Source organism: Micromonospora cynarisoli (assembly GCF_030518815.1).
Lineage (GTDB): Bacteria > Actinomycetota > Actinomycetes > Mycobacteriales > Micromonosporaceae > Micromonospora > Micromonospora wenchangensis.
Genome location: NZ_CP130426.1, coordinates 3,261,830 through 3,282,089, shown reverse-complemented (window position 1 = coordinate 3,282,089; position 20,260 = coordinate 3,261,830). Strand labels below are relative to the sequence as shown.

The 20,260-nt window shown below is 73.1% G+C and carries 33 protein-coding genes; 1 reads left to right on the top strand and 32 read right to left on the bottom strand.

From position 1 onward, the window contains the following. Position 1: 1 nt before the first annotated feature. The 9 genes from Q2K16_RS13735 to Q2K16_RS13695 are packed head-to-tail and all read right to left on the bottom strand — an operon-like array spanning position 2 to position 7,936. The gene (locus Q2K16_RS13735; protein WP_302745828.1) at positions 2-412 is read right to left on the bottom strand and encodes a hypothetical protein; all 411 of its coding nucleotides are present in this window, start codon (positions 410-412) and stop codon (positions 2-4) included. A gap of 8 nt (positions 413-420) precedes the next feature. Next, complete coding sequence (locus Q2K16_RS13730) at positions 421-1,440, bottom strand: major capsid protein (RefSeq protein WP_302745827.1); 1,020 nt, start codon at positions 1,438-1,440, stop codon at positions 421-423. Between the two features lie 13 nt (positions 1,441-1,453). Beyond that, positions 1,454-2,185 carry a hypothetical protein gene (locus Q2K16_RS13725; RefSeq protein ID WP_302745826.1) on the bottom strand — a complete coding sequence of 244 codons (732 nt, stop codon included), beginning with the start codon at positions 2,183-2,185 and terminating at the stop codon, positions 1,454-1,456. 57 nt (positions 2,186-2,242) lie between these two features. Next, positions 2,243-2,419 (bottom strand): hypothetical protein, encoded by a 177-nt coding sequence (locus Q2K16_RS13720; RefSeq protein ID WP_302745825.1) that lies wholly within the window; start codon positions 2,417-2,419, stop codon positions 2,243-2,245. Further along, positions 2,412-4,259 carry a phage minor capsid protein gene (locus Q2K16_RS13715; RefSeq protein WP_302745823.1) on the bottom strand — a complete coding sequence of 616 codons (1,848 nt, stop codon included), beginning with the start codon at positions 4,257-4,259 and terminating at the stop codon, positions 2,412-2,414. Before Q2K16_RS13715 ends, Q2K16_RS13720 begins: the two co-directional genes overlap by 8 nt. A gap of 3 nt (positions 4,260-4,262) precedes the next feature. Further along, complete coding sequence (locus Q2K16_RS13710; protein WP_302745822.1) at positions 4,263-5,840, bottom strand: phage portal protein; 1,578 nt, start codon at positions 5,838-5,840, stop codon at positions 4,263-4,265. Positions 5,841-5,876: 36 nt separating this feature from the next. Further along, entirely contained in the window at positions 5,877-6,125 is a 249-nt protein-coding gene (locus Q2K16_RS13705) for a hypothetical protein (protein ID WP_302745821.1), read from the bottom strand. A gap of 16 nt (positions 6,126-6,141) precedes the next feature. Further along, the gene (locus Q2K16_RS13700; protein WP_302745820.1) at positions 6,142-7,431 is read right to left on the bottom strand and encodes a PBSX family phage terminase large subunit; all 1,290 of its coding nucleotides are present in this window, start codon (positions 7,429-7,431) and stop codon (positions 6,142-6,144) included. Continuing rightward, on the bottom strand, positions 7,421-7,936 hold the full coding sequence (locus Q2K16_RS13695) for a helix-turn-helix domain-containing protein (protein WP_302745819.1): 516 nt from the start codon (positions 7,934-7,936) through the stop codon (positions 7,421-7,423). The genes Q2K16_RS13700 and Q2K16_RS13695 overlap by 11 nt, the downstream gene beginning before the upstream one ends. A gap of 99 nt (positions 7,937-8,035) precedes the next feature. Here Q2K16_RS13695 and Q2K16_RS13690 point away from each other — a divergent pair, with 99 nt between their 5' ends. Continuing rightward, the gene (locus Q2K16_RS13690) at positions 8,036-8,278 is read left to right on the top strand and encodes a hypothetical protein (RefSeq protein ID WP_302745818.1); all 243 of its coding nucleotides are present in this window, start codon (positions 8,036-8,038) and stop codon (positions 8,276-8,278) included. Between the two features lie 236 nt (positions 8,279-8,514). On the opposite strand, the gene Q2K16_RS13685 is transcribed toward Q2K16_RS13690, so the two are convergent. The 23 genes from Q2K16_RS13685 to Q2K16_RS13575 form a co-directional block, all read right to left on the bottom strand. After that, a complete protein-coding gene (locus Q2K16_RS13685) occupies positions 8,515-8,754 on the bottom strand; it encodes a hypothetical protein (protein WP_302745817.1) in 240 nt (79 codons plus the stop codon). Continuing rightward, positions 8,751-8,897 carry a hypothetical protein gene (locus Q2K16_RS13680; protein WP_302745815.1) on the bottom strand — a complete coding sequence of 49 codons (147 nt, stop codon included), beginning with the start codon at positions 8,895-8,897 and terminating at the stop codon, positions 8,751-8,753. Before Q2K16_RS13680 ends, Q2K16_RS13685 begins: the two co-directional genes overlap by 4 nt. A 343-nt stretch (positions 8,898-9,240) precedes the next feature. Continuing rightward, a complete protein-coding gene (locus Q2K16_RS13675; RefSeq protein WP_302745814.1) occupies positions 9,241-9,450 on the bottom strand; it encodes a hypothetical protein in 210 nt (69 codons plus the stop codon). Between the two features lie 406 nt (positions 9,451-9,856). After that, a complete protein-coding gene (locus Q2K16_RS13670; RefSeq protein ID WP_302745812.1) occupies positions 9,857-10,504 on the bottom strand; it encodes a hypothetical protein in 648 nt (215 codons plus the stop codon). After that, positions 10,501-10,683, bottom strand: coding sequence for a hypothetical protein (locus tag Q2K16_RS13665; protein WP_302745810.1), 183 nt, complete (start codon positions 10,681-10,683; stop codon positions 10,501-10,503). Before Q2K16_RS13665 ends, Q2K16_RS13670 begins: the two co-directional genes overlap by 4 nt. Beyond that, on the bottom strand, positions 10,680-11,525 hold the full coding sequence (locus Q2K16_RS13660; RefSeq protein WP_302745809.1) for a DNA adenine methylase: 846 nt from the start codon (positions 11,523-11,525) through the stop codon (positions 10,680-10,682). Before Q2K16_RS13660 ends, Q2K16_RS13665 begins: the two co-directional genes overlap by 4 nt. Positions 11,526-11,530: 5 nt before the next feature. Continuing rightward, on the bottom strand, positions 11,531-12,415 hold the full coding sequence (locus Q2K16_RS13655; RefSeq protein WP_302745808.1) for a hypothetical protein: 885 nt from the start codon (positions 12,413-12,415) through the stop codon (positions 11,531-11,533). 10 nt (positions 12,416-12,425) lie between these two features. Further along, the gene (locus Q2K16_RS13650) at positions 12,426-12,950 is read right to left on the bottom strand and encodes a hypothetical protein (protein WP_302745806.1); all 525 of its coding nucleotides are present in this window, start codon (positions 12,948-12,950) and stop codon (positions 12,426-12,428) included. Next, the gene (locus Q2K16_RS13645) at positions 12,947-13,180 is read right to left on the bottom strand and encodes a hypothetical protein (protein ID WP_302745805.1); all 234 of its coding nucleotides are present in this window, start codon (positions 13,178-13,180) and stop codon (positions 12,947-12,949) included. Before Q2K16_RS13645 ends, Q2K16_RS13650 begins: the two co-directional genes overlap by 4 nt. Continuing rightward, positions 13,174-13,878: a P-loop NTPase family protein gene (locus Q2K16_RS13640; protein ID WP_302745803.1), complete on the bottom strand. Its 705-nt coding sequence runs from the start codon at positions 13,876-13,878 to the stop codon at positions 13,174-13,176. The genes Q2K16_RS13645 and Q2K16_RS13640 overlap by 7 nt, the downstream gene beginning before the upstream one ends. Further along, a complete protein-coding gene (locus tag Q2K16_RS13635) occupies positions 13,875-14,759 on the bottom strand; it encodes a helix-turn-helix domain-containing protein (protein ID WP_302745802.1) in 885 nt (294 codons plus the stop codon). The genes Q2K16_RS13640 and Q2K16_RS13635 overlap by 4 nt, the downstream gene beginning before the upstream one ends. 79 nt (positions 14,760-14,838) lie before the next feature. After that, a complete protein-coding gene (locus Q2K16_RS13630) occupies positions 14,839-15,198 on the bottom strand; it encodes a hypothetical protein (protein WP_302745801.1) in 360 nt (119 codons plus the stop codon). Beyond that, positions 15,195-15,395 (bottom strand): hypothetical protein, encoded by a 201-nt coding sequence (locus Q2K16_RS13625; protein ID WP_302745799.1) that lies wholly within the window; start codon positions 15,393-15,395, stop codon positions 15,195-15,197. Before Q2K16_RS13625 ends, Q2K16_RS13630 begins: the two co-directional genes overlap by 4 nt. Further along, on the bottom strand, positions 15,392-15,622 hold the full coding sequence (locus Q2K16_RS13620; RefSeq protein WP_302745798.1) for a hypothetical protein: 231 nt from the start codon (positions 15,620-15,622) through the stop codon (positions 15,392-15,394). Before Q2K16_RS13620 ends, Q2K16_RS13625 begins: the two co-directional genes overlap by 4 nt. After that, complete coding sequence (locus Q2K16_RS13615) at positions 15,615-15,821, bottom strand: hypothetical protein (RefSeq protein ID WP_302745797.1); 207 nt, start codon at positions 15,819-15,821, stop codon at positions 15,615-15,617. The genes Q2K16_RS13620 and Q2K16_RS13615 overlap by 8 nt, the downstream gene beginning before the upstream one ends. Continuing rightward, positions 15,818-16,324, bottom strand: a complete 507-nt coding sequence (locus tag Q2K16_RS13610; protein ID WP_302745795.1) for a hypothetical protein — start codon at positions 16,322-16,324, stop codon at positions 15,818-15,820. The genes Q2K16_RS13615 and Q2K16_RS13610 overlap by 4 nt, the downstream gene beginning before the upstream one ends. A gap of 26 nt (positions 16,325-16,350) precedes the next feature. Continuing rightward, on the bottom strand, positions 16,351-17,538 hold the full coding sequence (locus Q2K16_RS13605) for an ATP-binding protein (protein ID WP_302745794.1): 1,188 nt from the start codon (positions 17,536-17,538) through the stop codon (positions 16,351-16,353). Further along, positions 17,535-17,858: a hypothetical protein gene (locus Q2K16_RS13600; protein ID WP_302745793.1), complete on the bottom strand. Its 324-nt coding sequence runs from the start codon at positions 17,856-17,858 to the stop codon at positions 17,535-17,537. Before Q2K16_RS13600 ends, Q2K16_RS13605 begins: the two co-directional genes overlap by 4 nt. Next, positions 17,855-18,295 carry a hypothetical protein gene (locus Q2K16_RS13595; protein WP_302745792.1) on the bottom strand — a complete coding sequence of 147 codons (441 nt, stop codon included), beginning with the start codon at positions 18,293-18,295 and terminating at the stop codon, positions 17,855-17,857. The genes Q2K16_RS13600 and Q2K16_RS13595 overlap by 4 nt, the downstream gene beginning before the upstream one ends. After that, positions 18,292-18,633, bottom strand: coding sequence for a hypothetical protein (locus Q2K16_RS13590; protein WP_302745791.1), 342 nt, complete (start codon positions 18,631-18,633; stop codon positions 18,292-18,294). The genes Q2K16_RS13595 and Q2K16_RS13590 overlap by 4 nt, the downstream gene beginning before the upstream one ends. Further along, positions 18,633-18,851: a hypothetical protein gene (locus Q2K16_RS13585; protein WP_302745790.1), complete on the bottom strand. Its 219-nt coding sequence runs from the start codon at positions 18,849-18,851 to the stop codon at positions 18,633-18,635. The genes Q2K16_RS13590 and Q2K16_RS13585 overlap by 1 nt, the downstream gene beginning before the upstream one ends. After that, positions 18,852-19,232, bottom strand: a complete 381-nt coding sequence (locus Q2K16_RS13580; protein WP_302745789.1) for a hypothetical protein — start codon at positions 19,230-19,232, stop codon at positions 18,852-18,854. It lies immediately after the preceding gene. Further along, positions 19,229-20,134 (bottom strand): hypothetical protein, encoded by a 906-nt coding sequence (locus tag Q2K16_RS13575; protein WP_302745787.1) that lies wholly within the window; start codon positions 20,132-20,134, stop codon positions 19,229-19,231. The genes Q2K16_RS13580 and Q2K16_RS13575 overlap by 4 nt, the downstream gene beginning before the upstream one ends. Positions 20,135-20,260: the final 126 nt, after the last annotated feature.

The following is a 20,260-nucleotide window of genomic DNA, read 5'->3' as shown; positions in this document are numbered from 1 at the left end:
CTCAGCCCTCCTTCGGGCCGAGGAAGTGCTCGGCCAGCTCGTCGCGGGTCTTGGCATTGGCGTCGGCGTCGGTCATGCCGCCGGCCGGGCTGGTGGCGTGCTTGACCCAGTCGGCCTTCGACGACGAGCGGGACGGCATGGTCGGCCGGTCGTCCTGGCCGTCGTCGCCCTTCTCGGTGATCGGGTTGCCGGCCTGGTCGACCTCGGTGACGAGGTAGCCGGGCCGACGCTGGGCGAACAGCACGGCGCTGCGGCCGACCTGGACGCGGTGCTCGTCGGCGGTCGCCATGCCGGTGTCGTCGCGCTCGTCGTCGAAGGAGACGCGGGCGACGCCGTCGGCGAAGCTGACGGCACCGATGCGACCGGTGAAGTCGGGCCGCGGCGACCGGATCTCGAAGAATCGGATACCCATGGCCTGCCTCACTTGACCTTGATGTTGCGGAAGACGCCGCAGGAACGGCTGTTCTTCAGCACCATGGTTGCCGGGCCCATCTCGACCTCGCCGGTCTTGACGGCACCCGAGGTGCTGAAGTCGGGGTCCCACTGGTCCATCAGCGGCTTGCCGGCGACGCTCGCTCCGTGCAGGGCGTCGAGGCCGAACCGGACCGCGTACAGGTCGGTCAGGTTGGTGATGTTCCCGCCGCCGCCCGCGCCGTCCGGGTCGCGGGTCTCGACCGGGACCACGTACGACGTGTTGCCGGTCATGTCGGAGTTGACGGTGCCGAGGTCGACGAGGACGGCGTTGCCGTACTGCTCGATCGTCCGGCCCATGTCGTCCTGGGTGCGGGTGTACATCCCGGCGAGCTTGCCGATGGCCTTGATCCGGTTCATCAGGAGCCGATTGCCGAGCAGGGCGTCTGCGGGGCTGTTGAGCAGCGACAGGAACTCGTCGAGCTGGTCGGTGGCCTGGATGGCCAGGGTGGTGGTGTTGAGGGTGGTCGGGGACCAGTCGGCGTAGAAGGTGGTCGCGTTGGGGAAGAACTCGGTCACGCTGCCGGTGAGGGCTACGTCGAGGCCGTCGAAGCCGAGGACGTTGCTCGCGTGGTCACCGACGATGAGCTGCTCGGCGAACGTGTTCCGCACGCCCTTGATCAGATCGGACGTCTGGAACGCCATCTCGTCGGTCAGGCGCGGGCCCAGGTGCGCGAGCGCCCGGTCCAGGTTGTACGCCCCACCGAACGGGTAGAGCGAGCTGGTGATCTGGGTGCGCTTGGCCTCGGCCGGCACGTACTCCGTGTTGTAGGCACGGAACTGGCCGCCCCGGGTTTGGGTCAGCCGGCTGTAGGTGTACGACAGGGAGCCACCGCCCACGCCGGGGGTGGCGACGTCGTCGAAGATGAACTGGTCGAGCAGCCACGAGTTGCGGCGCGTCTCGTCGATCACCGCGTACTGGGTGTCCGACGCCGCGTTACGCATCGCGTCCGCGAGGGTGATGGTCACTGGGTCTCCCGAGTTACGTCGTCTGGTTCTGGCGGGCGAAGGCCTCGCGGAGGCTCTTCGGGCGTCCGGTGTTGGTTCCGCCGCCGGTGTGGTCGGCGCCCTGGCGGCCGGCACCTTGGCCGGCGTTGGCGGCGAGCCGCGAGTTGGCCTTGAGCGCCTTCTTCATGGCGGCGACGACCTGGTCGTCGTAGTCGGCCGCGTCCGGGTCGAGCTCGGCCGTGGCCGCGCGGAAGCTGGCGGAGTCCAGCAGGGCGGTGGGGTCGACGCCGGCCTTGTCGGCGTTCTCTCGTACCGCGAGCCGGAGGCTCTTGTCGCGGAGCTTCTGGGTGGCGCTGTCCCGCTCGGCGGCGGCTGCCTTGAGCTGCTCGGCGGGGTCGGTCTTGCCGTCCGGGGTGAGGCCGGCAGCCTGGAGGATCGCGGCGATCCGCTCGTCCTTCGCCTTCGACTCGGCCTTGGCCTTCCTCTCGCCATCGCGGGCGGCGGCCAGGGCGCGGGCGTGACGCTCCGGGTCGAATTCACCCTCGATCTTGGGCGTCTTGGTGGTGCTGGTGTCGTCCCCGCCCTCGCCGGTCGATCCGTCGCCGGATGATCCACCCTCTCCGCCGGAGCCGCCATCGCCGCCCTCGCCGGAGCCACCCGCGATGACATAGATGGGCCGGCCGTCGCGCCGGTAGCCCAGGACCGTGCCCGGGGTGACCGGCTCGCCGGTGAGGGGGTTGACGAAAGCGGGCAGGGTCGAGCGCACGGGGGCCTCCTTGAGGCTGTCGTGTGAGGTGGGTGCCGGGCCTTGCCGGCGGTCCGGCTACTGGGGCCGGGACGGAGAGGGCCGGTCGTCGTCCAGGCCAGGACCCACGCCGGGCGGCAGGGGCCGGGTCGGGTCGACCGGCGGGCGGTAGTCGTACTCCTGGACCTCGTCCGGGGCGGCCTGCCGCTCCCGGGCCGACGTCGGCTGCTCCGGCCGGTCACTGCGATCAGTCACGGAGCACCTCCACATCCACACGCCGCCACCCGTCGACGACTCCATGGTCGCGCACGACGCGGTACCGGCAGCCCCGCTCCAACAGGATCTCGGCCTCGGCCTCTGAGCCGCCGTTCTCGGAGCCGAGGTCGGATACCCGGACGGCACCGACGCCACGGGGGACGAGGATGCGCATGATGATGCCTCGGCTGCCGGCGAACTCCTCGGCGACGACCGAGTCGGCCGTGACGGAGCCGTACGCCAGGTCGGTCCAGATCCAGCCGGTGACGTCGGCGTTGGCCCAGTCGGCTCCGAAAGCCGGCGTGGGTCGGAAGCCGCGCTCAACGACGATGTCAGCGTCGAGCCGGGAGCGGCTGAGCGCGTCGTCCAGGCCGGCGACCAGCTCGGCGGCGCGCTCGGGCAGCGGCGAGACTCGCTGCCGGAGAGATCGGTTGACGATCTGGAAGCCGGACCCCTGGTAGCTGCGTACCGCGTCTCCGGCGGCCTGACGTCCGGGCCAGGTGTCCCCGCCGACCAGGCGGCCGGTGCGCGGGTCCAGGCGTAGCGGTGCCGCGTCGAGCGCGCCCTGACCGGTGCGTGCCCGGCCGGTGCGCTCGTCCCACGCACGGCGAGCTGCCTCGGCGGGGTCGACGGGCGGCGGGGGCGGAATGGGTGCCGGCGGTGGGCTGGTCGGGCGCGGCCGAGGCACAGGCGGGGCGAGTGGCTTCGGCGTCCCGGGCGGGATGTTGCCCGCGCCGATCTGCTCCCGGTAAGCCAGGCGCTTGAGGGCGTGGCAGGCGGCGAGGTGGTCGCGCATCTCCGCCTGCCACGCCCTGATCTTCTTGCGTGCGGCCTTCGCCGCGTCGGCGTCCAGGGCGCCGCCCTCACGCTCCTTCCACTTCCGGATCTGCCGCTCGATGGCCCGCTGTCGCTGGCGGGCCTTGTCGCCCTCCGGGTCGGCGGTCGGCCGGGCTGGCCGGCGGGTGACGCCGGGCAGGTACGCGCTCACGGAGTGCCGGCAGTTCGGGTGCTGGAAACCGGCAGCACGAGCGCGGTCGAGGGTGGTCAGCACCTGCACCTGGACGGTCCCGCCGGTGACCGGGTTCCGGGCCTGCACGCGCCCAGCAGCGCCGGACAGCGACAGCACCTTGCCCTCGAACGGCCGGCACAGTCGGCACTCCTGCACGGTGTCCGAGACGATGACCAGGCGAATCCCGGCCGACTGGAGCCGGTCCGTCTGGCCTTGGACCGCCGCGCGTTGGGTGACCGTGCGCGTGGCCATCTCGACGTAGCTGGACAGCCGCCAGCGCCGGCCAGCCCGGTCCGTGAAGCCGGTGATGCCCTGGTCGATCAGCCGGGCGTAGGCGTGCTGGGCGGCCTGCCGGCGGGTCTGCCCACCGGCCACCGACACCGCGGTCGCCTCGGCGATCACTCGGCGGTAGACGTCGAGGGTGTCGCGGACGACGTTGGAGTGCTGCTCGCCGACGTCCGCGACCAGCGCCGACGCCAGCGACTCCACCACGGCCGGCTGCCGCACCGCGCGGACCGCCTCCCGCGCGGCGAGCCGGACCGCCGCATCCTCCGGCAGGTCGGTCAGCGCCGAGCCGTGGCCAGCCCGGTACGCGGCTGCGACGGCCTGGCCGATGGCCCCGGGCGCATCCCGGTCGAGCCGGTCGACGACCGCCTGCGCGGCCCGGCGCAGGGCGGACACGGCGGCGAGGCGCTGCACGGCCCACATCGGCCCGTCGATGCCGGCCCCCAGGTAGCGGGCGACCAGGGCGACCAGGGCCGACTCGGCGGCCCGGTACATGTCAACGCTGGCACGGCTGATCGCGCCGATCTGGTCCGGGCTGACGGCCACGGGCTACTCCTCAGGCTGCCCGTCCTGACCTCCGGGCGGGTTGTTGCCGGCGAGCTGGCCGAACCGGCCGGCCGGGTCGATTTCGCGCCGGCCGCCGGTCTCCTCCTTGATCTTCTTCACCTCGTCGGCGACCTGCTTCTTGTCCCACTCGGGGTGGACCATCCGGACCTTCGTCTCGATGCTCACGGCCTCCGCTGCGTGCAGCAGCTGGGCGGTACGCGCCACCACCTCCGGGCTTTCGGTGACCGAGTCGCCGAACTCGACGTTCGGCCGCTCCTCGGCGGGCCCGCCGAAGTGCACGCGCTCCAGCGCCAGGTGCAGCTCGACGTAGCGGCCCAGTTCCGCCTTCCAGACGGTGGTCCGGTCGCCGCGGGTCACGAAACTCTGCCGCTCCCGCGCGGTCGCCTCCGTCGCGGTCATCGCGACGTCGCCCTCTTCGCCCATCGTCTGAGCCGACAGGCCGGCGTGCCGCATCGCGGCCTCCATCAGCGCGTCGGCGGTGGCCTTGTGCTCGACGTGGCGAATCGCGAACTGGCTGACGGTGAGGCCCACGCCAGCCCCCTGCGGGGTGGGCAGGGCGTTGATCGCCGAGTAGACCTCCCGGTCGGCGTCCCAGGTCGCGCCCTGCCCAGCCCCGTTCGACTGGAGCATGTACTCCGGGACCGTGATGCGGCCCTGCCCGATGCGGATGTCCCGCATCCACGCCGTCCACACCTCGTCGATGCGGTCGAAGAGCGGCTCATTGCCGTCCATGTCGCTGCGACCGAGGCTCTTCAGCGCGGCGAGCTTCCGCCAGCGTCGCTGAGGGCCGGCGTTGGGGATGCGGACGACGTCCAGGCGGTCCAGGCCGGTCGCCTGCGCGCTCGTCTCGTCGACCAGCTCGGCGAGGTACTCGGCGTTCGGGTGCTCGGTGAGCGGGATGACCCGGCCCAGGTCCGTCGCGTCGCCCTCGTACAGGGCGTAGGTGATCCGGCCGGCACCGTTGACGACGTCGTGGTGCTCCAGGAGGCGCACCACCGTGCCGGCGGACTCCTCCAGCGTCGACCAGAGCGTGACCTCGGTGAGGCGGCCCCACCGGATGACGGGGATCGCGGCGTCGGCCGGCACCGCGGTGACGATCGCGCCGGCCGGGGACACCTCCCGGTCGACGACGGGGCGGAGGTAGACGTCGCCGAGGACGGATGCGTGCTCGGCGGCGTGCCGGAGGGTGGTGTGCAGGCCGCCCTCGATGAGCCGCTCGATCGCCTCCTGGACGGCTGGGGTCTCGGAGGTGAGCGTCGGCGGCTCCGAGAACAGCAGCCCGGCGGAGGTGGCGGCGAGGTCGGCGGGCACCGGAACGTGCAGGCGGGTATCACGCTGGTCGGACCGGACCGGGTTGCCCCACATCCAGCGGGACAGCATCCCGACGACACCCCCGACGAGCTGGCTCGGGCGTACGCGGGGGCTGCTGACGCCGCGCCGGCTGTAGACGGCTTGCAGCTCGCCGGGGTCGCCGACGTACCAGGCGTCCCAGTCGCGGTAGGCGTCGTAGGCGGGGGCGTGGGTGGGGGGCGGCCAGGCGCCGCCGGTGGGGATCGGCACCAGGCTCTCCGTTCGTCAGGTCGTGTGTCGGTGGAGTCAGACGCGCGGCGGCCAGAAGCAGGCGTAACCGTTCTCGCGGGCCTGCTGCTCGGTGTCGAAGAGCCGGATCGAGGTGAGCCACTCGTCGACGTTGCCGTCCTTGATCGTCTTGAGATTGACGGTCCAGCCGCCGGCCGGGTGCTCACCCCAGACGCGGGTGATGACGGCCGGCGCGATGTCGCTGCCGTTGTTGCCGATCGGATCGACGATGACCAGGACCATCCTGGCGGGGCTGGGCTTCTGCACGGCGGTTCCTCTCGGGTCAGGCTGCGAGGGCGTGGGCGGACCGCAGCAGCGGCCTCCAGAGCACCTCGGTCGTCTTGATCGCGTAGCGAAGGCCAGCGTCGATGCTGTGGTCGTCGGCCTTGATGGGCTTGTCCTCGCCCTTCTTCGCCGCCTCGTCGTCCCAGGAGTAGCCGGGGATCTCGTCGAGGAGGCCGGTGCATGACCTGTGGATCTTCAATTGATCGTTGGCTAGCAGCGAGGACGCAAGCCGTAGACCGTCGAGCACAGAGTTGTCGGCGAGCATCGGCGTCATGCCGTCCTCGTGGAGCTGGAGCCGCAGCGACGCGGCGGCCGGGTCGACGACGGTCCACTCCGGCCGCAGCCCGGTCAGGCCGGTCGCGCCGGGGACCTGGAGGCGGCCGAGCCAGGCGCGCAGCTCCCGGGACAGGCCGGCGTCGGTGAGCTGCCGGCGGGCGACGGCCGGATCGTGCCGCCACTCGTGAGTGAGGTACAGCCGGCCGTCCGCGCCCACGGCGAGGATGAGCGCGGCGGTGGCGTTGCGGGTGCCGTAGTCGATGCCCAGGCTGATCCACCGCTGGATCTGCGGCAGCGTGCTGACCACGTGCCGGTCCTCGTCGAACATGTCGAAGACGGCACCCTCAGCCTGGACCCACGCGCCGAGGATGAACCGCTTGTACCAGAGGCCGACGTACTCCTTGGTCAGGTCGGCGACGTACTGCGGGTCCAGGTGCGGGTTGTCCCGCAGGGTGGAGTGCCACGTCCGGAGGTTCAGCTCGCCCTGCCTGAGCAGGTACTTCTTCCGCAGCCAGTGGGCTGGGCTGTCCGGGTTGGTGGTGCCGAAGAGCTGCGCACCAGAGACGCTGAGCCGGGCGAGCACCTGCGTGAAGAACGCCTCCGGGATGGTGGTCAGCTCGTCGCCGTACGCGATGCACAGCGTCATACCCCTGACCTTGGGCTCCGCCTTGGCGTCGTTCGCGCCCAGGACGTCGACCTCACGGCCGAGGATGCTGCCGGTGGGCGCCCCCGGGTTGTACTTGACCAGGCGGGCGAGCGGACCGAAGAGGGCCGGGTCGCCGAGCACCGAAAACACGTTCCGGTTGACGCTCTCCCTCGTCTTGCCGAACAGCAGCACCCGGCCGGAGCTGGGCGCGGCGGCGATGGCCATGAGCAGCCGCAGCAGCGACGCCACCGTCTTCCCCGACCGGACGCTGCCTTGCCAGATGTTCAGGCGGGCCGTCGACTCGACGATGGACCGGATGTGCACCGGGGCGAGCTGCCGGACGACCGCGTCGACGTCAATCGCCATCGGCTGCGGGTTGGGTGAGCTGGTCGTAGGCGGCACCGAGGCCTGCGGCGAGCGCGCCGAGCATGCTCTTCGCGGCGTCGACACCGGGGTCGGCGTCGTACTGGTCGAGTCGGACGGACCGGTCGACCGCGATGCCGGCCGCCTGCATGAGCTTCAGCTTGTCGGCGAAGGTCGGTTCCTTCATGGTCCAGTCGACGCGGAAGTATTCCTTGCCGCCGTGGTCGACGTAGTCCGCTGGCTGCCAGAGCTGCTGGCGGAGGCGTGCGGCGTCGTCGAGCAGGTCCAGGGCGAGAGCGGCCCGCTTCGCCTTGGCGTCCACCTTCCGGGCCTCGGTGGCGACCCGGGTGGGGCCGCGGTCGAAGCTCAGGCCGAGCTGGGCGGCGATCTCGGACACGGTCTTGCCGGACCGGCGGATGGCCTTGGCGATGGCGTTGCGGCCGAGGCCTTGGCCGTGCAGCTCGGCGACCTGGTCGTGGTCAGCTTGGGTTACGGGTCGGCCTCGCATGGGTCACCTCCGGGACCGGCGCCTTGTCCGGTCAGGGGGTCCGGTATCCGACTGCGTATCGGATACCGGCGTGGGGTGTGCACTGGGGACGATGGCCGGATGTCCTACGACCCGTACAACCAGCAGCACGATCCGAGGCAGCTCCCGCCGACACCGCCGCCGCAGGTGGTGTACGTGCAGTCGCCGACCAGCAAGGCGGCGACCGTCGGGATCTGGGTGATCGTGTTGTGGATCGTCGGCCCGCTGCTGCTGGTGTTGCTGTGCTGCGCCGGCTGCATCGGCACCGGCCTGATCGGTGGGATCACCGGTGGCGCGACGCCGTCGGCGACCAGCTCGCCGTGAGGGGGTGCGGGCCGGCCACCGCCGCAGTGACCGGCCCGCTCTCCCCGCGCCCCGCGTCCCGTCCCCGGACACGTCGTGGCTGGGGTGCCGTCGGGCCAGGGTGTGTACGCCTGGGCCGTCCGGACACTGCATCGGCGCTTCCCGCCGGCACCCTGGACACACAACAGCCCGGCGGACCCTGCTGGGTCAACGTCCGGGCTGTGGGCACACTCCGCCTGTAGCGGTGAGTGATCAAATCATGCGGCGGCGACCGCCTCAACGTCAAGCCGTCGCGGCCGACCTCGCCCGGTGACCCGCTTGTCGCGCTCGATCGTGGCCGCCTGGTCGAGCGGGTAGTAGACCGTCCGGCCGACCCGGATCGACTCCAGGCCGTCGCGGGCGGCCCAGTTGCGGACCATCGCCACGGTGACGTCACCACCGAGGCGGGTGGCGATCTGCTCCGCGGTGCCGTACTCCCGGCCGTGGACCAGGATCATCCGAGCACCAGCAGCCAGGCGGCCCCGACTATCAGGGTCAAGATCCACGGGTATCGGTCGAGCTGGTCGGCGACCCACTTGAAGCAGTCAGCCAGGGCATCCACGGTGGCCGTCGCGGAGCCGCAGAGTCGCGCGGTGATCACGGCGCTTCGTAGAGCGCATCGAGCCGGACGTTCAACTCGGCTAGGTCGGGATGCTCGGCGACATCGCGATCCATTGACCCCCGCACGGCGTCGGCCAGATCACTCAAGGCGGCACCTGCCGTCTCCGCTGCTGAGTGCAAGCGGAGCAGGGCGGCGGCGGGGCGCTGGCCAGGTGTGTTCACGGATCGATTCTCCCTCGTCGGTCAAGCTGCTGGGATTCCCACGGTGTACCCATAACCGTGATTATGATGTCGCCAGAATCGGGCACATCGGACAGGCACCCGATCATGACGGGTATCGGGTGCCGGACCGGCATGCCATCAGACCGACACTTATGAGGGCATCAACGTCCGGTGTGGCGCCCTACCCGTAGAGCCCGCCGAGTCTCGGCTGCGCCGACCTGGGCGGCGATTCGAGCGACCTGGGCGAGGCTGATCCGGATCTCGCCGCCCTCGTCGGCGAGTCCAGGTCCGGGTGTGACTTCGTGCGACTTGAGTAGCTCGGCGGTCAGGCGGTCGGCGATGTCGGCGGCGAGTCGGTCTTCAATGCTCATCGGTCGTCTCCTCGGGTCGGGTGGCCCGGGGCGCGCGTGCACCCCGGGCCGGACGGGTCAGCGGCCGAGCCAGATCCGCGCTCGCCAGATCAAGCCAACCCGGCGCGGCGACTGCGACGACCAAGCACACCCGGGCCGGCGGCAGGTGATCCACCGGGTACGGGCCCGGAACGGCTCACCGGTGGCGTCGGCCCGGGTGCGGCTACCGCACATGCCGCAGCGGACGGCGGGCGGGGCGGTGTTCAGGGCGGCGTGGTCCATGGCTCTCCTTCGGGTCGGGTCAGTTGATCGGGCTGGACGCGGCCCCCGCGACCGCGCCCGGGTCGGGTCCGTCGGCCGGCTCCGCCGTGGAGGTGGGCGAGGACGCCGATGCGGCGGATGGGGGTCCAGCCGAGGGCGAGGCGGATCACCGGGTCACCCCCGCGACCGCGCCGAGCACCAGGGCGCGGGGCCAGATGTGCGGGGCCCCCTCCACCGCGCCGGGCATCCCGCACGGGCACCCGGTCCCGGTGCAGGGTCGGCCGGTGGCGCAGATGACGGTCCAGGCGTCGGCGGGGCCGGCGGTCTGGACGACGAGCTGCCGCTCACCGCAGTGCGGGCAGGCAACACCGACCAGGGGCTCGTGGTAGGCCGGCAGGTCCAGCCAGCCCCGCACGAGCACGTCCTCGTCGACCAGGTGTTGCGCGAGGACGGCCGCCGTGGCGGGCAGCAACGTTGGGATGGCGTGGCGGATGCGCGCGAGGGTGTGGGTCGCCGGGATGCCGAACATGCGAGCGATCCCGTTGAGACGGCTGTCAGCGATCTCCCACCGGGTGGCCCAGGTGACGAGTCGGGCGGGTGGCTCTTCGACCGCTAGGCGACCGCTGACGGGGTCGGCGTGGCCGCCGGTGGCGTGGCGGGTGCCGTAGGTGGGGGCGTGGAGGATCGGGGCGGCGGGGAGCTGCTCGGCCCAGGCGTTGCGGGCGGCTTCCCTGCGGGCGAGCACGGCCAGGTGCTGGCGGGCCAGCCGGAGGGATTCCAGGGCGGCGCGGGCGTGGAGGTGGTGCGGGGTCAACGGGTCCTCCGGCGGAGCAGGTGCGGGATGGTGGAGCCGAGCCAGGCTGCGGCGACCGCGACGAGGACGGCGGCGGCCGGGTCGCCCCAGGCGCTGCGGGCTGCGGCGAGTGCGAGGGTGGCGGCCACCCCCGCCACCAGTGCGGCGGCGAGGATGGCCAGCAGACGGCGGCGGGTCACGCGGGTGCCCCGGCGATGTCGAGGGTGTCGAGCAGGGACGGCTGGATACCCAGCGGCCGGTTGGACCACAGCACCTCAGTGCGGTTGGCCCAGGTGCCGCCCTGGCCGGTGCTGGCGGCGATGGTGTGGCGGTCCCACCCGGCGTACAGCTCCCGGTCGTACAGGTCGGAGGCGTAGCCGGAGAGCACCACGGCGGCCTTGCAGGCGTGGAGGGCGTCGGCCAGGTCGCGGTGGTCGGCTTCGGCGCGCATCTCGTGGCGGTAGCCGTCCCAGGAACGGCAGCGGGTGGTGCCGAGGTACGGCGGGTCGACGTACAGCAGCACGTCCGGCTCCTGCCCGTACTTGGTGATGAGGTCGAGGGCGGGCAGCGACTCCAGGGTCACCCCGGCGATCCGCTCGGCGGCGTCGTAGATGCGGCCGATGTAGGTGTCGAGGTAGTCGGGCATCGAGGTGACCTCGGTGGGCTTGACGAAGTGCCTCCACCCGGTGCGGCGTCGCGCGCCGGCGCGGCCCTGGGTGAGTTGGACGAAGATGCGCCGGGCCACCTCGAGGTCGCCGATGTCGGCGGTCTCGTCGCGGGCCGCGTCCAGCTCGGCCCTGCTGTGCGGGGTGAGGGCGCAGACCCTGGCCAGCTCTTGCGGCTGGTCGCGGAGGACGCGCCACCAGGTCATGAGCTGGCTGTCGAGGTCGTTGACGGTCTCGTGGTGGCTGCGGGGCTTGGCGAGGAGCACGGCGAGGCTGCCGGCGTAGGGCTCGACGTAGTGGCGGTGGGTGGGGAACAGGGCGGTGATGGCGGGGCCGGTGGTGATCTTCCCGCCGAAGTACGGCACGGGCGGCTTCATGGCGCTCAGCCCTCCCGCGTGGTGTTGGCCGGCTCGTCGAGGCCGGTCTGGTCCTCGGTGGCGCACGTCCAGCAGCGGGCGTCCTCGCCCGGGGGCAGGGTGCGCGGGTAGGTGGAGCCGCAGCGGGGGCAGCGTCCGCCGGGCCCGGCGAGGCCGGCGTCGATGATGGCGCGGACCGCGATCTCGGAGGCGCGACCCGTGCCGAGGACCGACCAGGGGGCCTCCAGTGCCTCCCGGACCGCGTCGATGGCCCGCTGCTCCCAGTCGGCGGGGCGGAGCGGCTCAGGCGCGGAGGCCGGGACGACGACCGCCTCCACCGTGGGCCCATGCAGGCGCTCCAGGGTCTCCGCGCTGGTGCTGAGGTGGCAGGTGCCGGCACCGCGCCACCAGCCGTTCTCGGCGGAGAACCACACCCGGCCGGTGCGGTCGATCCGGGCGACGTGACGCGGGTCCGGCGAACCCTGCACGCGGGCCGGGCCGGAACCGGGGGACGGCGCGGGCGCCGGCTCGTCGTCCTGGGGTCCGTTGTCGATGATCAGGACGGGCCGGGTGGGGCCGTGGAGGTGCTCCAGCACGTCCTCGTCGAGCCGGACGGTCCGGTCGCCGGACAGGGTCCACTGTGCGTCTGGTGCGGGTCGCCAGAGGTCGCCGTCTACGTCGATGCGGGCGGTTTCGGCGTGCTCCAGCCGGGCGGCGAGGGTGTCCCGCTCCCGGCGGGCCTGGTTGCGCTCGTCGAGGGCGGCGTCGCGGTCGCGGACCATGGCGCGGGCCTCGCTCTCGGCGCGGCCGAGCCGGGTGTGGAGCTGCCGGTTGGCCTCCAGGGCCTGGGCGAGCTGGCCGGCGGTGGCCAGCTCGGTCCGGAGCGGGATGCGGTCGGTGGGAGTGGTCACGGCGGGCTCCTCAGGCGGGGATGTCGTTGGCGGGGAGGTGGACGTCGACCCCGTCGCGGTCGAGGGGCGGCTCGTCGCGGTGCGGCCGACCCGGGATGGTGTCGGCGGGGGTGGCGAGGACGGCCCGGCAGATGGCCTCCAGGTCGCGGGCGTACAGCGGGTGGCCGTCGGCGGTGTCGATGAGCCCGTCGCCCCAGGCGCTGATCCAGTCGCGGACCCGTCCGGCGGCCCGGTGCGGGTCGGGCAGGTCGTAGGAGTCGTCCTCGATGCCGTCGGGCTGCTCGGGCATCAGCTCGTCCTCGCTGATGGGCTGGATGTGGGTGAGGGCGATGCAGCCGGAGACGCCGTCGAGCCAGACGACGGCGGTGTGGCCGCTGAGGAGCTGCGCCTGGGTGCGGGTGCGGGCGGTGCGGCCGTCGCCGTCGCGGATGCCCTTCCAGTAGCGGACGGGCGTGCCGACGGGGAACTCGTCGTTGAAGGCGCGGGCGGCGGCGAACTGGGCGGTGGGGCTGACGGTCTTCGTCGTGGTGGTCATCGGGGTCGCGTCTCCTCGGTCTCGTGGCGGGTGTGTCGGGCGGTGGCGATGTGCTGGTCGACGGCGGCGGTGGTGCAGGCCCAGCAGTGCAGGCAGTCGGCCCAGGCGGCGGCGGTGCGGGGGTCGTCGAGCCGGTCGGTGCGGATTTGGATGCGGACGCCGGTGGTGGTGACGGCGGCGACGGCGGGCCGGCCGCAGCCGGGCGTCGCGCAGACGGGAGGCGTCACCATTCCGCGGTCACCCGCCGCACGGGCGGCCCGTCGAGCACCAGCAGCCCGCCGCCGTCGAGGAGCCGCTCGACCACCGGGTGTCCGTACCGCGCGGACAGCTCGTCGTAGACGGCTGCGGCGTTGGCGCCGGTGTTGGTCGTGACGACCATGCGGCGCTCGTGCGCGCACCGGTGGTCGACGATGCGCTGGAGCTGCTCCAGCCACCAGTCGGTGACCCGCTCCCGGCCGAGGTCGTCGAGGATCAGGAGGCCGCAGGTGGTGGCGTAGTCGTAGGCGAGGGGCTCGGCGCTGTCGGGCTTGAGGGCGGCGGACAGGTCGGCGGCGGTCCACACCATCACCCACTGCTCGCGGCCGTGGACGTCATTGCCGATGGCGTAGGCGGCGGTGGTCTTGCCGGTGCGGGTGGGGCCGGCGAGGACGAGGGTGCGGGGGCCGGAGTCCCACCAGCGGGCGATCTTGCCGCCGGGGTTCTGGTCGGGCCGGAGCCGGTCGTAGCTGGCGGTGGCGTACCGGCTGGGCCGGCGGCGGGTGTAGACGACGGCCCGGTTGGCGGCCTGCCGGGAGCGGATGGCGTCCATCTCGGCGCGGTCGGCGTCGAGGCGGATCTGCTCCAGGGTGGGGCCGTCGGTGGCCGGGGCGTGGCCTTGGTGGTCGTGGGCGGTGAGGTTGAGGGCGTCGCGGATGGGGGCGGTCGTCATCGGGTGCTCCCGGTGCTCTGGCTGGCGTAGGTGGCGACGGCTTCGCCGGTGCGGAACGGGTTCTGGTCGGGGCGGTCGTCGTGGTGTCGGTTCGCCCCGGTGTTGCGGCTGGCGGGTCGCGCGGCTTCGCGCTGGGCGGCGAGGCGGAGCTGGTCGTACTTCTCGCGCAGCTTCGGCATCGACAGGACGTTGGCCCGCCAGAACGGGTCGTCCTGGCACCAGTCGATGCAGCGGAGGATCTGCTCGACGGTGCGGCCGTCGCGGTCGATGAGGAGTCGGGCGGCGTCGCGCCACGTCTTGCCGATCGTGGGGCGCTTGGAGCCGTTGGCTTCGATCCGGTCGGCGAGGTGTCGGCAGACCCTGTCGACGTCGAGTCGGGGCGGAGCCTCGACAGCATCAGCCGGGTCGGAAGCGGGACGAGAAGAGAGGTTCTTGTTGGTAGTGGTTGGGGAGATAGGAATGCGTCCCGCTGCGGGACTACCGGTGGTCCCGCTCTGGGACTGCCCGATGTCGGACACGTCCGGTTCGGGGTAGTCCCGCTCTGGGACTAGTCCCGCTCTGGGACTACCGGGTAGTCCCGCTACGGGACTACCGACGTGGACGGTGTACGCCGTGCGGGCACCCTCGGACCGGGCGGCCACGACGTCCGGTCGGTCCCGGGTGAGCCACGCGGTTTTCTCCAGGAGGTTCAGCGAGCGGGCGACCGTGGAGCGACCCAGTCCGGTGGCGACGGCCAGTTCGGTGAGGGACATCGCGTGCTCGGGCGGGACGACGCCGGTCCGGTAGTCGGCGATGCCGCAGATCGTGAGGACGATCAGGCGTGCCGGGGCTGGCAGGTCGGATCGCCGTACTGCCCGCTGGACGGCGACTGTCTGGGTCATCCCGTGCCTCTCATCGTGGTGCTCGTGTCTGTTCGGGTGCCGGTCCGGGCGGCGGGGAAGTGCCGCCCGGACCGGCCGTTCAGGCCGCCGCCGGCTGGCGGTAGCGGGTGAGGACCGACTGCACGGTCGAGTGCGGCAACCCGGTCGTCGCCGCGATCTGCCGCGCCGACCAGCGCAGCCCGGCCAGCCGCAGCACGTCACCCTCCAGGCGGGCCCGCCTGGCGTGCGCCGACTCCTCCAGGGCGGCCAGCGGCACGGCCGACGCCCGGCAGATCAGCCGGTCTCCGGCGATCACCCACCTGGGGGTGCCGACGATCCGGGCACCGCCGGTGGCGGCCATGACGTCGAGGGCGGCGGACGCCTCGGCGATGAGCGCGGCCGGGGGCCGGCTCGGGTTGGTGATGGGCCAGATGGCCAGGTAGGCGTGGGTGGTAGTCATCGGTCCTGGTCCTCTCCGATGCGGCGCAGGTGCTCGGCCTGCGCGTCCGTGGTGTCGGGTACCTGGTGCGACCGGTTGCCGTGCGGCAGCGGGCAGCGGCGGCAGGGGCAGCGGGGGCAGGGCTCCTCCCCGTGGTGGTCGGCGTGGCCGACCGGGTCCAGCTCGAACAGGTGGGTAGCCAGCGCCTGCGGCTTCACTGGCCACCCCCGTACACCTCGGTCGCTGTCTTGCGGCCCGTCCGCACGGCCGGCGGCAGGTGCCCGACGTGCCAGTGCCCGGCGACCAGGTCGCACCGGTACTCGCGCATGCCGCCGTGGTGGCGGTGGGCGCGGATCTGCTGGCGGGCCTTCTTGCGGTCGGAGTAGAGCCGCTTGCCGTGGGCGTCGCAGTAGCCGACGTGGCCGACGTAGCGCTGTTCAGGCATTGGTGGTCACCTCCGGCCCGGCCGGGGCCGGCGTGGTGCCGGCCCCGGGGGCGTAGCGGGGGCAGTTGCAGGTGCTGGCGGAGCAGGTGCCGCGACCGCGGGCGCCGAGGACGTGCAGCGGCTCCAGGTGCCGGCACTCGCATCGGCCGGGCTCGGTGGCCACCGTGCTGCCGGCGGCGCCCGGGTCGCGGCGGGTCACCGGTCGCCGTCCGGAACGTCAGCCGGCTCCAGGTGCCCCGGCACGTCCTCCTCCACCGACAGCAGTACGTCGAGCAGCTGCGCCCCGGCGGCGGCGAACACGGCCCGCGCGTCCCGGCTCGGCCGGATCGACAGGGACTGCGGCACCCCGCCGAGCCGGACGGCCATCCCCGGGACGACCTCCCCCGTGCCCGGGTCGACCACCACGTCCCCGTCGCACACCGTCCGGCTCAGCAGGGCCGTCTGGAAGCTCGCGCGGATCTGGTGGACGGTCTCGACCTCCCCCGGGTACCGGGCCAGGCACCACGCGGTCAGCGCCTCGATGTCGGCGACGACCGGGGCCTGCTTGCTGACGGCCAGGGCGACGGTGCCGATGTCGGGCAGTCGCCACGACGGCGCCGTGCCCTCGCGCTCCAGCTCGGCGCGGGCGTCCGCGTCCAGCGCGGCTCGGTGCTCGGCGGCGCGACGCTTCGCGGCGTCGGCGAGGCCCTCCAGGCGGAGCACCTCCTGAACCCTCTCCGTACGGTTCATCAGGCGGCCTGGCCTTCCTGGCTGGCCTTGCGCTGCCGCAGGGCGGCGATCACGCGGTCCGCCTCGGCGCGGGTCAGGTGCGCGCTGCTCTCCAGGTCTCGCAGGCCGAGGATCTTCGCGGTGATCTGGAGCCGCGTCTCGCGGTTCTCCTCACCCGAGTAGCCCAACTCTCGCCACAAGGCGTGCATGTGGCGGTGCTGGTCCTGGCTGACCATCTCCCGGTCGCCCTCGGTGCTCGCGGGCGGCTGGTCCTGCGCCTCGGCCGCCTCGGCGGGTGCCGGGGTGGCGGCCGGAGCCGGTCGCATCGGGACAGGGGCCTGCCGACCGAGCTGCGCGATCAGGTCGCCGAGCGAGACGGCCGCACCCGCCTGGTCGAACACCGGGGCAGCCAGCAGCCCGGCCGCCCGGACCTCGGAGTGCAGCGCGAGCAGCTCGGCCCGGCCCAGCCCCGGCGCGACCGCGCGGGCACGAAGTTCGGCCACCGTCGGCCCGCCGGCCTCACCCGCCTCCAGCCACTCCCGAACGGTGTGGCCGAACTCCAAGCCCGGCTTGGAGATGACCGCCCCCGCCAACTGCGGGCACCTGGACTTCGCCACCACCAGTTCGTTGTCGGCGTTGAGGGTGCCGACGATGTCGAACTCGTACTCCAGGCCCTCGCGCTGCTCCGCCTTGGTGCCGACCTTGACCATCTGCCGGCGACCGCGGACGTCCTGCTCGACCCAGTCGTTCTTGACCCGCATCGTCGCGATGATGTGCCCGGGGTAGGCGAGCATCGCCTCGATCATCTGGCGCTCGACCGGGCGCATCTCTTTCCACCCGGACATGCCGTGCCCGCCGGCCCGCTTGGCGGCGTGGTCGACGGCTTCCAGCATGCCGCCGCTGCCCATCCAGAAGTGGGAGAGGCTGTCGATGATGGTGACCTCGTACCCGGCGTCACCGGCGGCGGCGAGGGCACCGATGAGGATGCGCGGGTCGTAGGTGTCCAACGGCAGGGTGTCGAAGGTGAAGATGTCGGCGTACTTGCTGGCCGAGCGGTGCTCGGTGTCGATGACCGCGATGCGCTGGCCGAGCGCGGAGGCGACGGTGAGGGCGGTGTAGGTCTTGCCGCTGCCGGAGATGCCGTCGAGGGCGATGCGGGCCTTGGCGGCCTTCTTGGTGGCCTTGGTGAAGGTGAAGGCGGTGGTCACTTGCTGATCTCCTGGTGCTCGTCGGTGCGGGTGATGTCGGCGGCGGGGTTCCACGGCGGGGGCGGCGGGGCCGAGACGACCGGGAGGGCGGCGGTGTCGGCCACGGGCGGCGGGGTGGTCCATGCGCCGGTGGTGGTGATGTCGCGGACCCGGAGCAGCCCGGTGGCGTCGGCCGGGCCGGCGTGGACCGGGTCGGCGGTGCGGGTGACGAGCTGCTGCGCGGCGGGGCTCAGCCGGTAGTCGGGCCCGACCCGGTCGGCGATCTGCCTGCGGCCGGCGGCGTCACGTGCGCCGCTCGGGTCGGGCCAGTGCCGGCTCACCGGGCCGCCGCCTCGGCGCGGGCGGACGGGCGGCGAATCCGCAGCACCAGGTCGCCGTCCTCGTGAGCCTCGGCCCACGCCTGGACGGCGTCGATGACGGGCTGCTGGGCGAAGACCTGCTCGCGGAGCCGGTCCACGTCGGCGGTCAGCTCCGCGACCCGGCCCTTGAGCCAGTCGACGGTGCCGCTCGGGACCACCTCGTCGTGGTGCCGGGCGGCCAGGAATGCGAGCACCGCCCGGGAGTCCGCGTCCGCCGGGTTGCCGAGGACCCGGGTCACCCATTCGACGATCGCCCGGTCACGGTCGCCGTCGGCGGGCTGGCGCTCCTCGTAGTCCCGGTAGTCGGCGGTCGTGTCGGCGTACCAGCCGGCCAAGTCGATGTCGCCGCCGACGGTCGGGGCGTCGAGGTCCAGGGCGGTCGGGTCGGTGGTCGTCATCGGGCATCTCCCGGGGTGTCGAAGTCGGCGGGCGTGCAGGCCCAGACCTGGCGGAGGGTGGTCAGGTCCAGCGCCGGCAGCTCGGGGCCGGCGTCTGAGGTGGCGTCGGGGGTGAGGGCGGCCTGCGCGGTGAGCTGCCGGCGCAGCACGGCCGCCTTGTGGCGGGCGGTGGTCAGTTCGGCCAGCGCGATCCGTAGCTCCCGTCGGGCCGTGCGCAGCTCCTCGGCGATCTCGTCGCGGCGGGCCTCGGCGGCGTTCGCGGCCCGGTGCGCGGCGTAGGCGACCGCGCCGACCACGACGACCACGAGGGCCAGGACGGAGGCGAGGACGGCGGCCATCAGGCGGCCCGCCTGCTGCCGCCGGCCCGGGACCGGGACCGCTTGACGGGCACGGCTGGCTCGGTCAGGCCGAGGATCTCCGCCACGTCGTCCAGGCCCCGGGTGAGCAGGTAGCGGCGGGCGGCGTCCTCCCGCGCCTCCCGGTGGAGGCGGTCCTGCTCGGCGGCGGACACCCGGGCGGTGTGCGCGCCCGCGTCGAGGCGGTCGAGGCTGGCCATCTACGCCACCGCCCGCAGGTGCCGGGCCGGCTCGTACTGGTCCAGGTCCGCCCGCTGCTCGGCCGTCATGCCGGCGATCAGCGCGTCGGCCTCGGCGGCCAGCTCTTCGATCCGCTTCCGCAGGTCCACCACGAGGGCGACCCGGTCGTCGGCCAGCCCGAGGTCGGCCAGCGTGGGCGGCGGCGCGACACGGCCGGTGACCGCCCAGCCGTCGACACCCGCCGGCACCTCGGCCGGGGTGGTGTCCTCCAGGTCGGCGCGGTCGAAGCGCAGCCCGGTGTAGTCCGGGCCGGTCCGGCCGCCGGTGCCCGGGAACGGGCCCAGGGGGCGGGTCGGCGCGTGGTCCGGGCCCGGGTCCGGCGTCGGGTCGGCCGCGCTCACCGGGTGCCCCCGGCGGCCAGCTGCGCCTCCAGCTCGGCGACCTCGGCGTCGGACAGGTCGCAGAAGCTCGCCACCTGGACCCGCCGACGGTCCGGCATCGCCGGGTGCAACCACGTCTCGGTCGCGTAGCTGCGGAACGCGCGGCCCGGCTTGACGACGATGGGGTCACCGTCGGCCGGGGCCGGGAGGCCGAGGTACGCGGCCCACCGCTCGACGGCGTCTCGGTCACTGTCGGCCATCCGCAGGTCGAAGACCTGGTTGTCCGAGGGGATGCTGATGCTGTCGGGGATCGGCAGGCCGGTGGCGACACCCGCGAGCACCAGCTCGTAGGCGATGCGACGCGGGTCGGTGACCGGCTCGGCCCGAGGGGCGGGCGTCGGCCGCTCCGTGATCGTCAGCGTGCCGTAGCCGGACTCCGACCCGTCGTCGTTGACGACCCGGCCGAGCAGGCCGCCGTCCTCGGCATCGGTCAGCACGATCTCGAAGTCCCAGTTACCGCCCGGGTCGATCCGGTTGTGGATGTCGCCGGCCAGCCGGTCCGGGGTGGAGGTGATCTCAACCGAGCGGAAGTGCGGCATGTGGTCGCCGAACTGGACCAGGTAGGTTCGCTCGGCGGTGTCCGGCTCGGCCGTACCGACGCCGGGGCCGGTGATCGTGGTCTCGATCGGTCCGCCCTGCCACACGATCCGGACCACGCCCGCCGCCAGGTCGACGTCCACCGAGAGGTGCGCGTACCCGAACTCGGTCAGCTCGGCGTGGACCACCATGGCGATCTCGTCGGCGGTGTGCGGGGCGGGGATCGTCAGCTCACGCTCGGTGGCGTAGGCGAACGCGCCGGGGATGGCGACGGTGTAGTGCTCCGGCTCGGCCGGCGCGGTGGTCGGGGTACTCTGCGGGTGCATCGGGACTCCTCGTTTTGTCCGTTGCGTGGGGCCCCTGCCGTGGCTGCGGCGGGGGCTCTGTCGTGTCAGGGGCGGGGCGGGCCGGGCTGGATCGGCGCGGGCACGTGCGGCCCCGGGTGCGGCGAC

Bases quoted from the DNA above. Each gene is read 5' to 3' on its own strand.
- Q2K16_RS13700 (WP_302745820.1), bottom strand. From the start codon at position 7,431: ATGGCGATTGACGTCGACGCGGTCGTCCGGCAGCTCGCCCCGGTGCAC.
- Q2K16_RS13635 (WP_302745802.1), bottom strand. From the start codon at position 14,759: ATGACCCAGACAGTCGCCGTCCAGCGGGCAGTACGGCGATCCGACCTG.
- Q2K16_RS13585 (WP_302745790.1), bottom strand. From the start codon at position 18,851: ATGGCCAGCCTCGACCGCCTCGACGCGGGCGCGCACACCGCCCGGGTG.
- Q2K16_RS13590 (WP_302745791.1), bottom strand. From the start codon at position 18,633: ATGGCCGCCGTCCTCGCCTCCGTCCTGGCCCTCGTGGTCGTCGTGGTC.
- Q2K16_RS13685 (WP_302745817.1), bottom strand. From the start codon at position 8,754: ATGATCCTGGTCCACGGCCGGGAGTACGGCACCGCGGAGCAGATCGCC.
- Q2K16_RS13620 (WP_302745798.1), bottom strand. From the start codon at position 15,622: ATGCCTGAACAGCGCTACGTCGGCCACGTCGGCTACTGCGACGCCCAC.
- Q2K16_RS13650 (WP_302745806.1), bottom strand. From the start codon at position 12,950: ATGACCACCACGACGAAGACCGTCAGCCCCACCGCCCAGTTCGCCGCC.
- Q2K16_RS13640 (WP_302745803.1), bottom strand. From the start codon at position 13,878: ATGACGACCGCCCCCATCCGCGACGCCCTCAACCTCACCGCCCACGAC.
- Q2K16_RS13695 (WP_302745819.1), bottom strand. From the start codon at position 7,936: ATGCGAGGCCGACCCGTAACCCAAGCTGACCACGACCAGGTCGCCGAG.
- Q2K16_RS13645 (WP_302745805.1), bottom strand. From the start codon at position 13,180: ATGGTGACGCCTCCCGTCTGCGCGACGCCCGGCTGCGGCCGGCCCGCC.
- Q2K16_RS13660 (WP_302745809.1), bottom strand. From the start codon at position 11,525: ATGAAGCCGCCCGTGCCGTACTTCGGCGGGAAGATCACCACCGGCCCC.
- Q2K16_RS13630 (WP_302745801.1), bottom strand. From the start codon at position 15,198: ATGACTACCACCCACGCCTACCTGGCCATCTGGCCCATCACCAACCCG.
- Q2K16_RS13735 (WP_302745828.1), bottom strand. From the start codon at position 412: ATGGGTATCCGATTCTTCGAGATCCGGTCGCCGCGGCCCGACTTCACC.
- Q2K16_RS13595 (WP_302745792.1), bottom strand. From the start codon at position 18,295: ATGACGACCACCGACCCGACCGCCCTGGACCTCGACGCCCCGACCGTC.
- Q2K16_RS13675 (WP_302745814.1), bottom strand. From the start codon at position 9,450: ATGAGCATTGAAGACCGACTCGCCGCCGACATCGCCGACCGCCTGACC.
- Q2K16_RS13575 (WP_302745787.1), bottom strand. From the start codon at position 20,134: ATGCACCCGCAGAGTACCCCGACCACCGCGCCGGCCGAGCCGGAGCAC.
- Q2K16_RS13690 (WP_302745818.1), top strand. From the start codon at position 8,036: ATGTCCTACGACCCGTACAACCAGCAGCACGATCCGAGGCAGCTCCCG.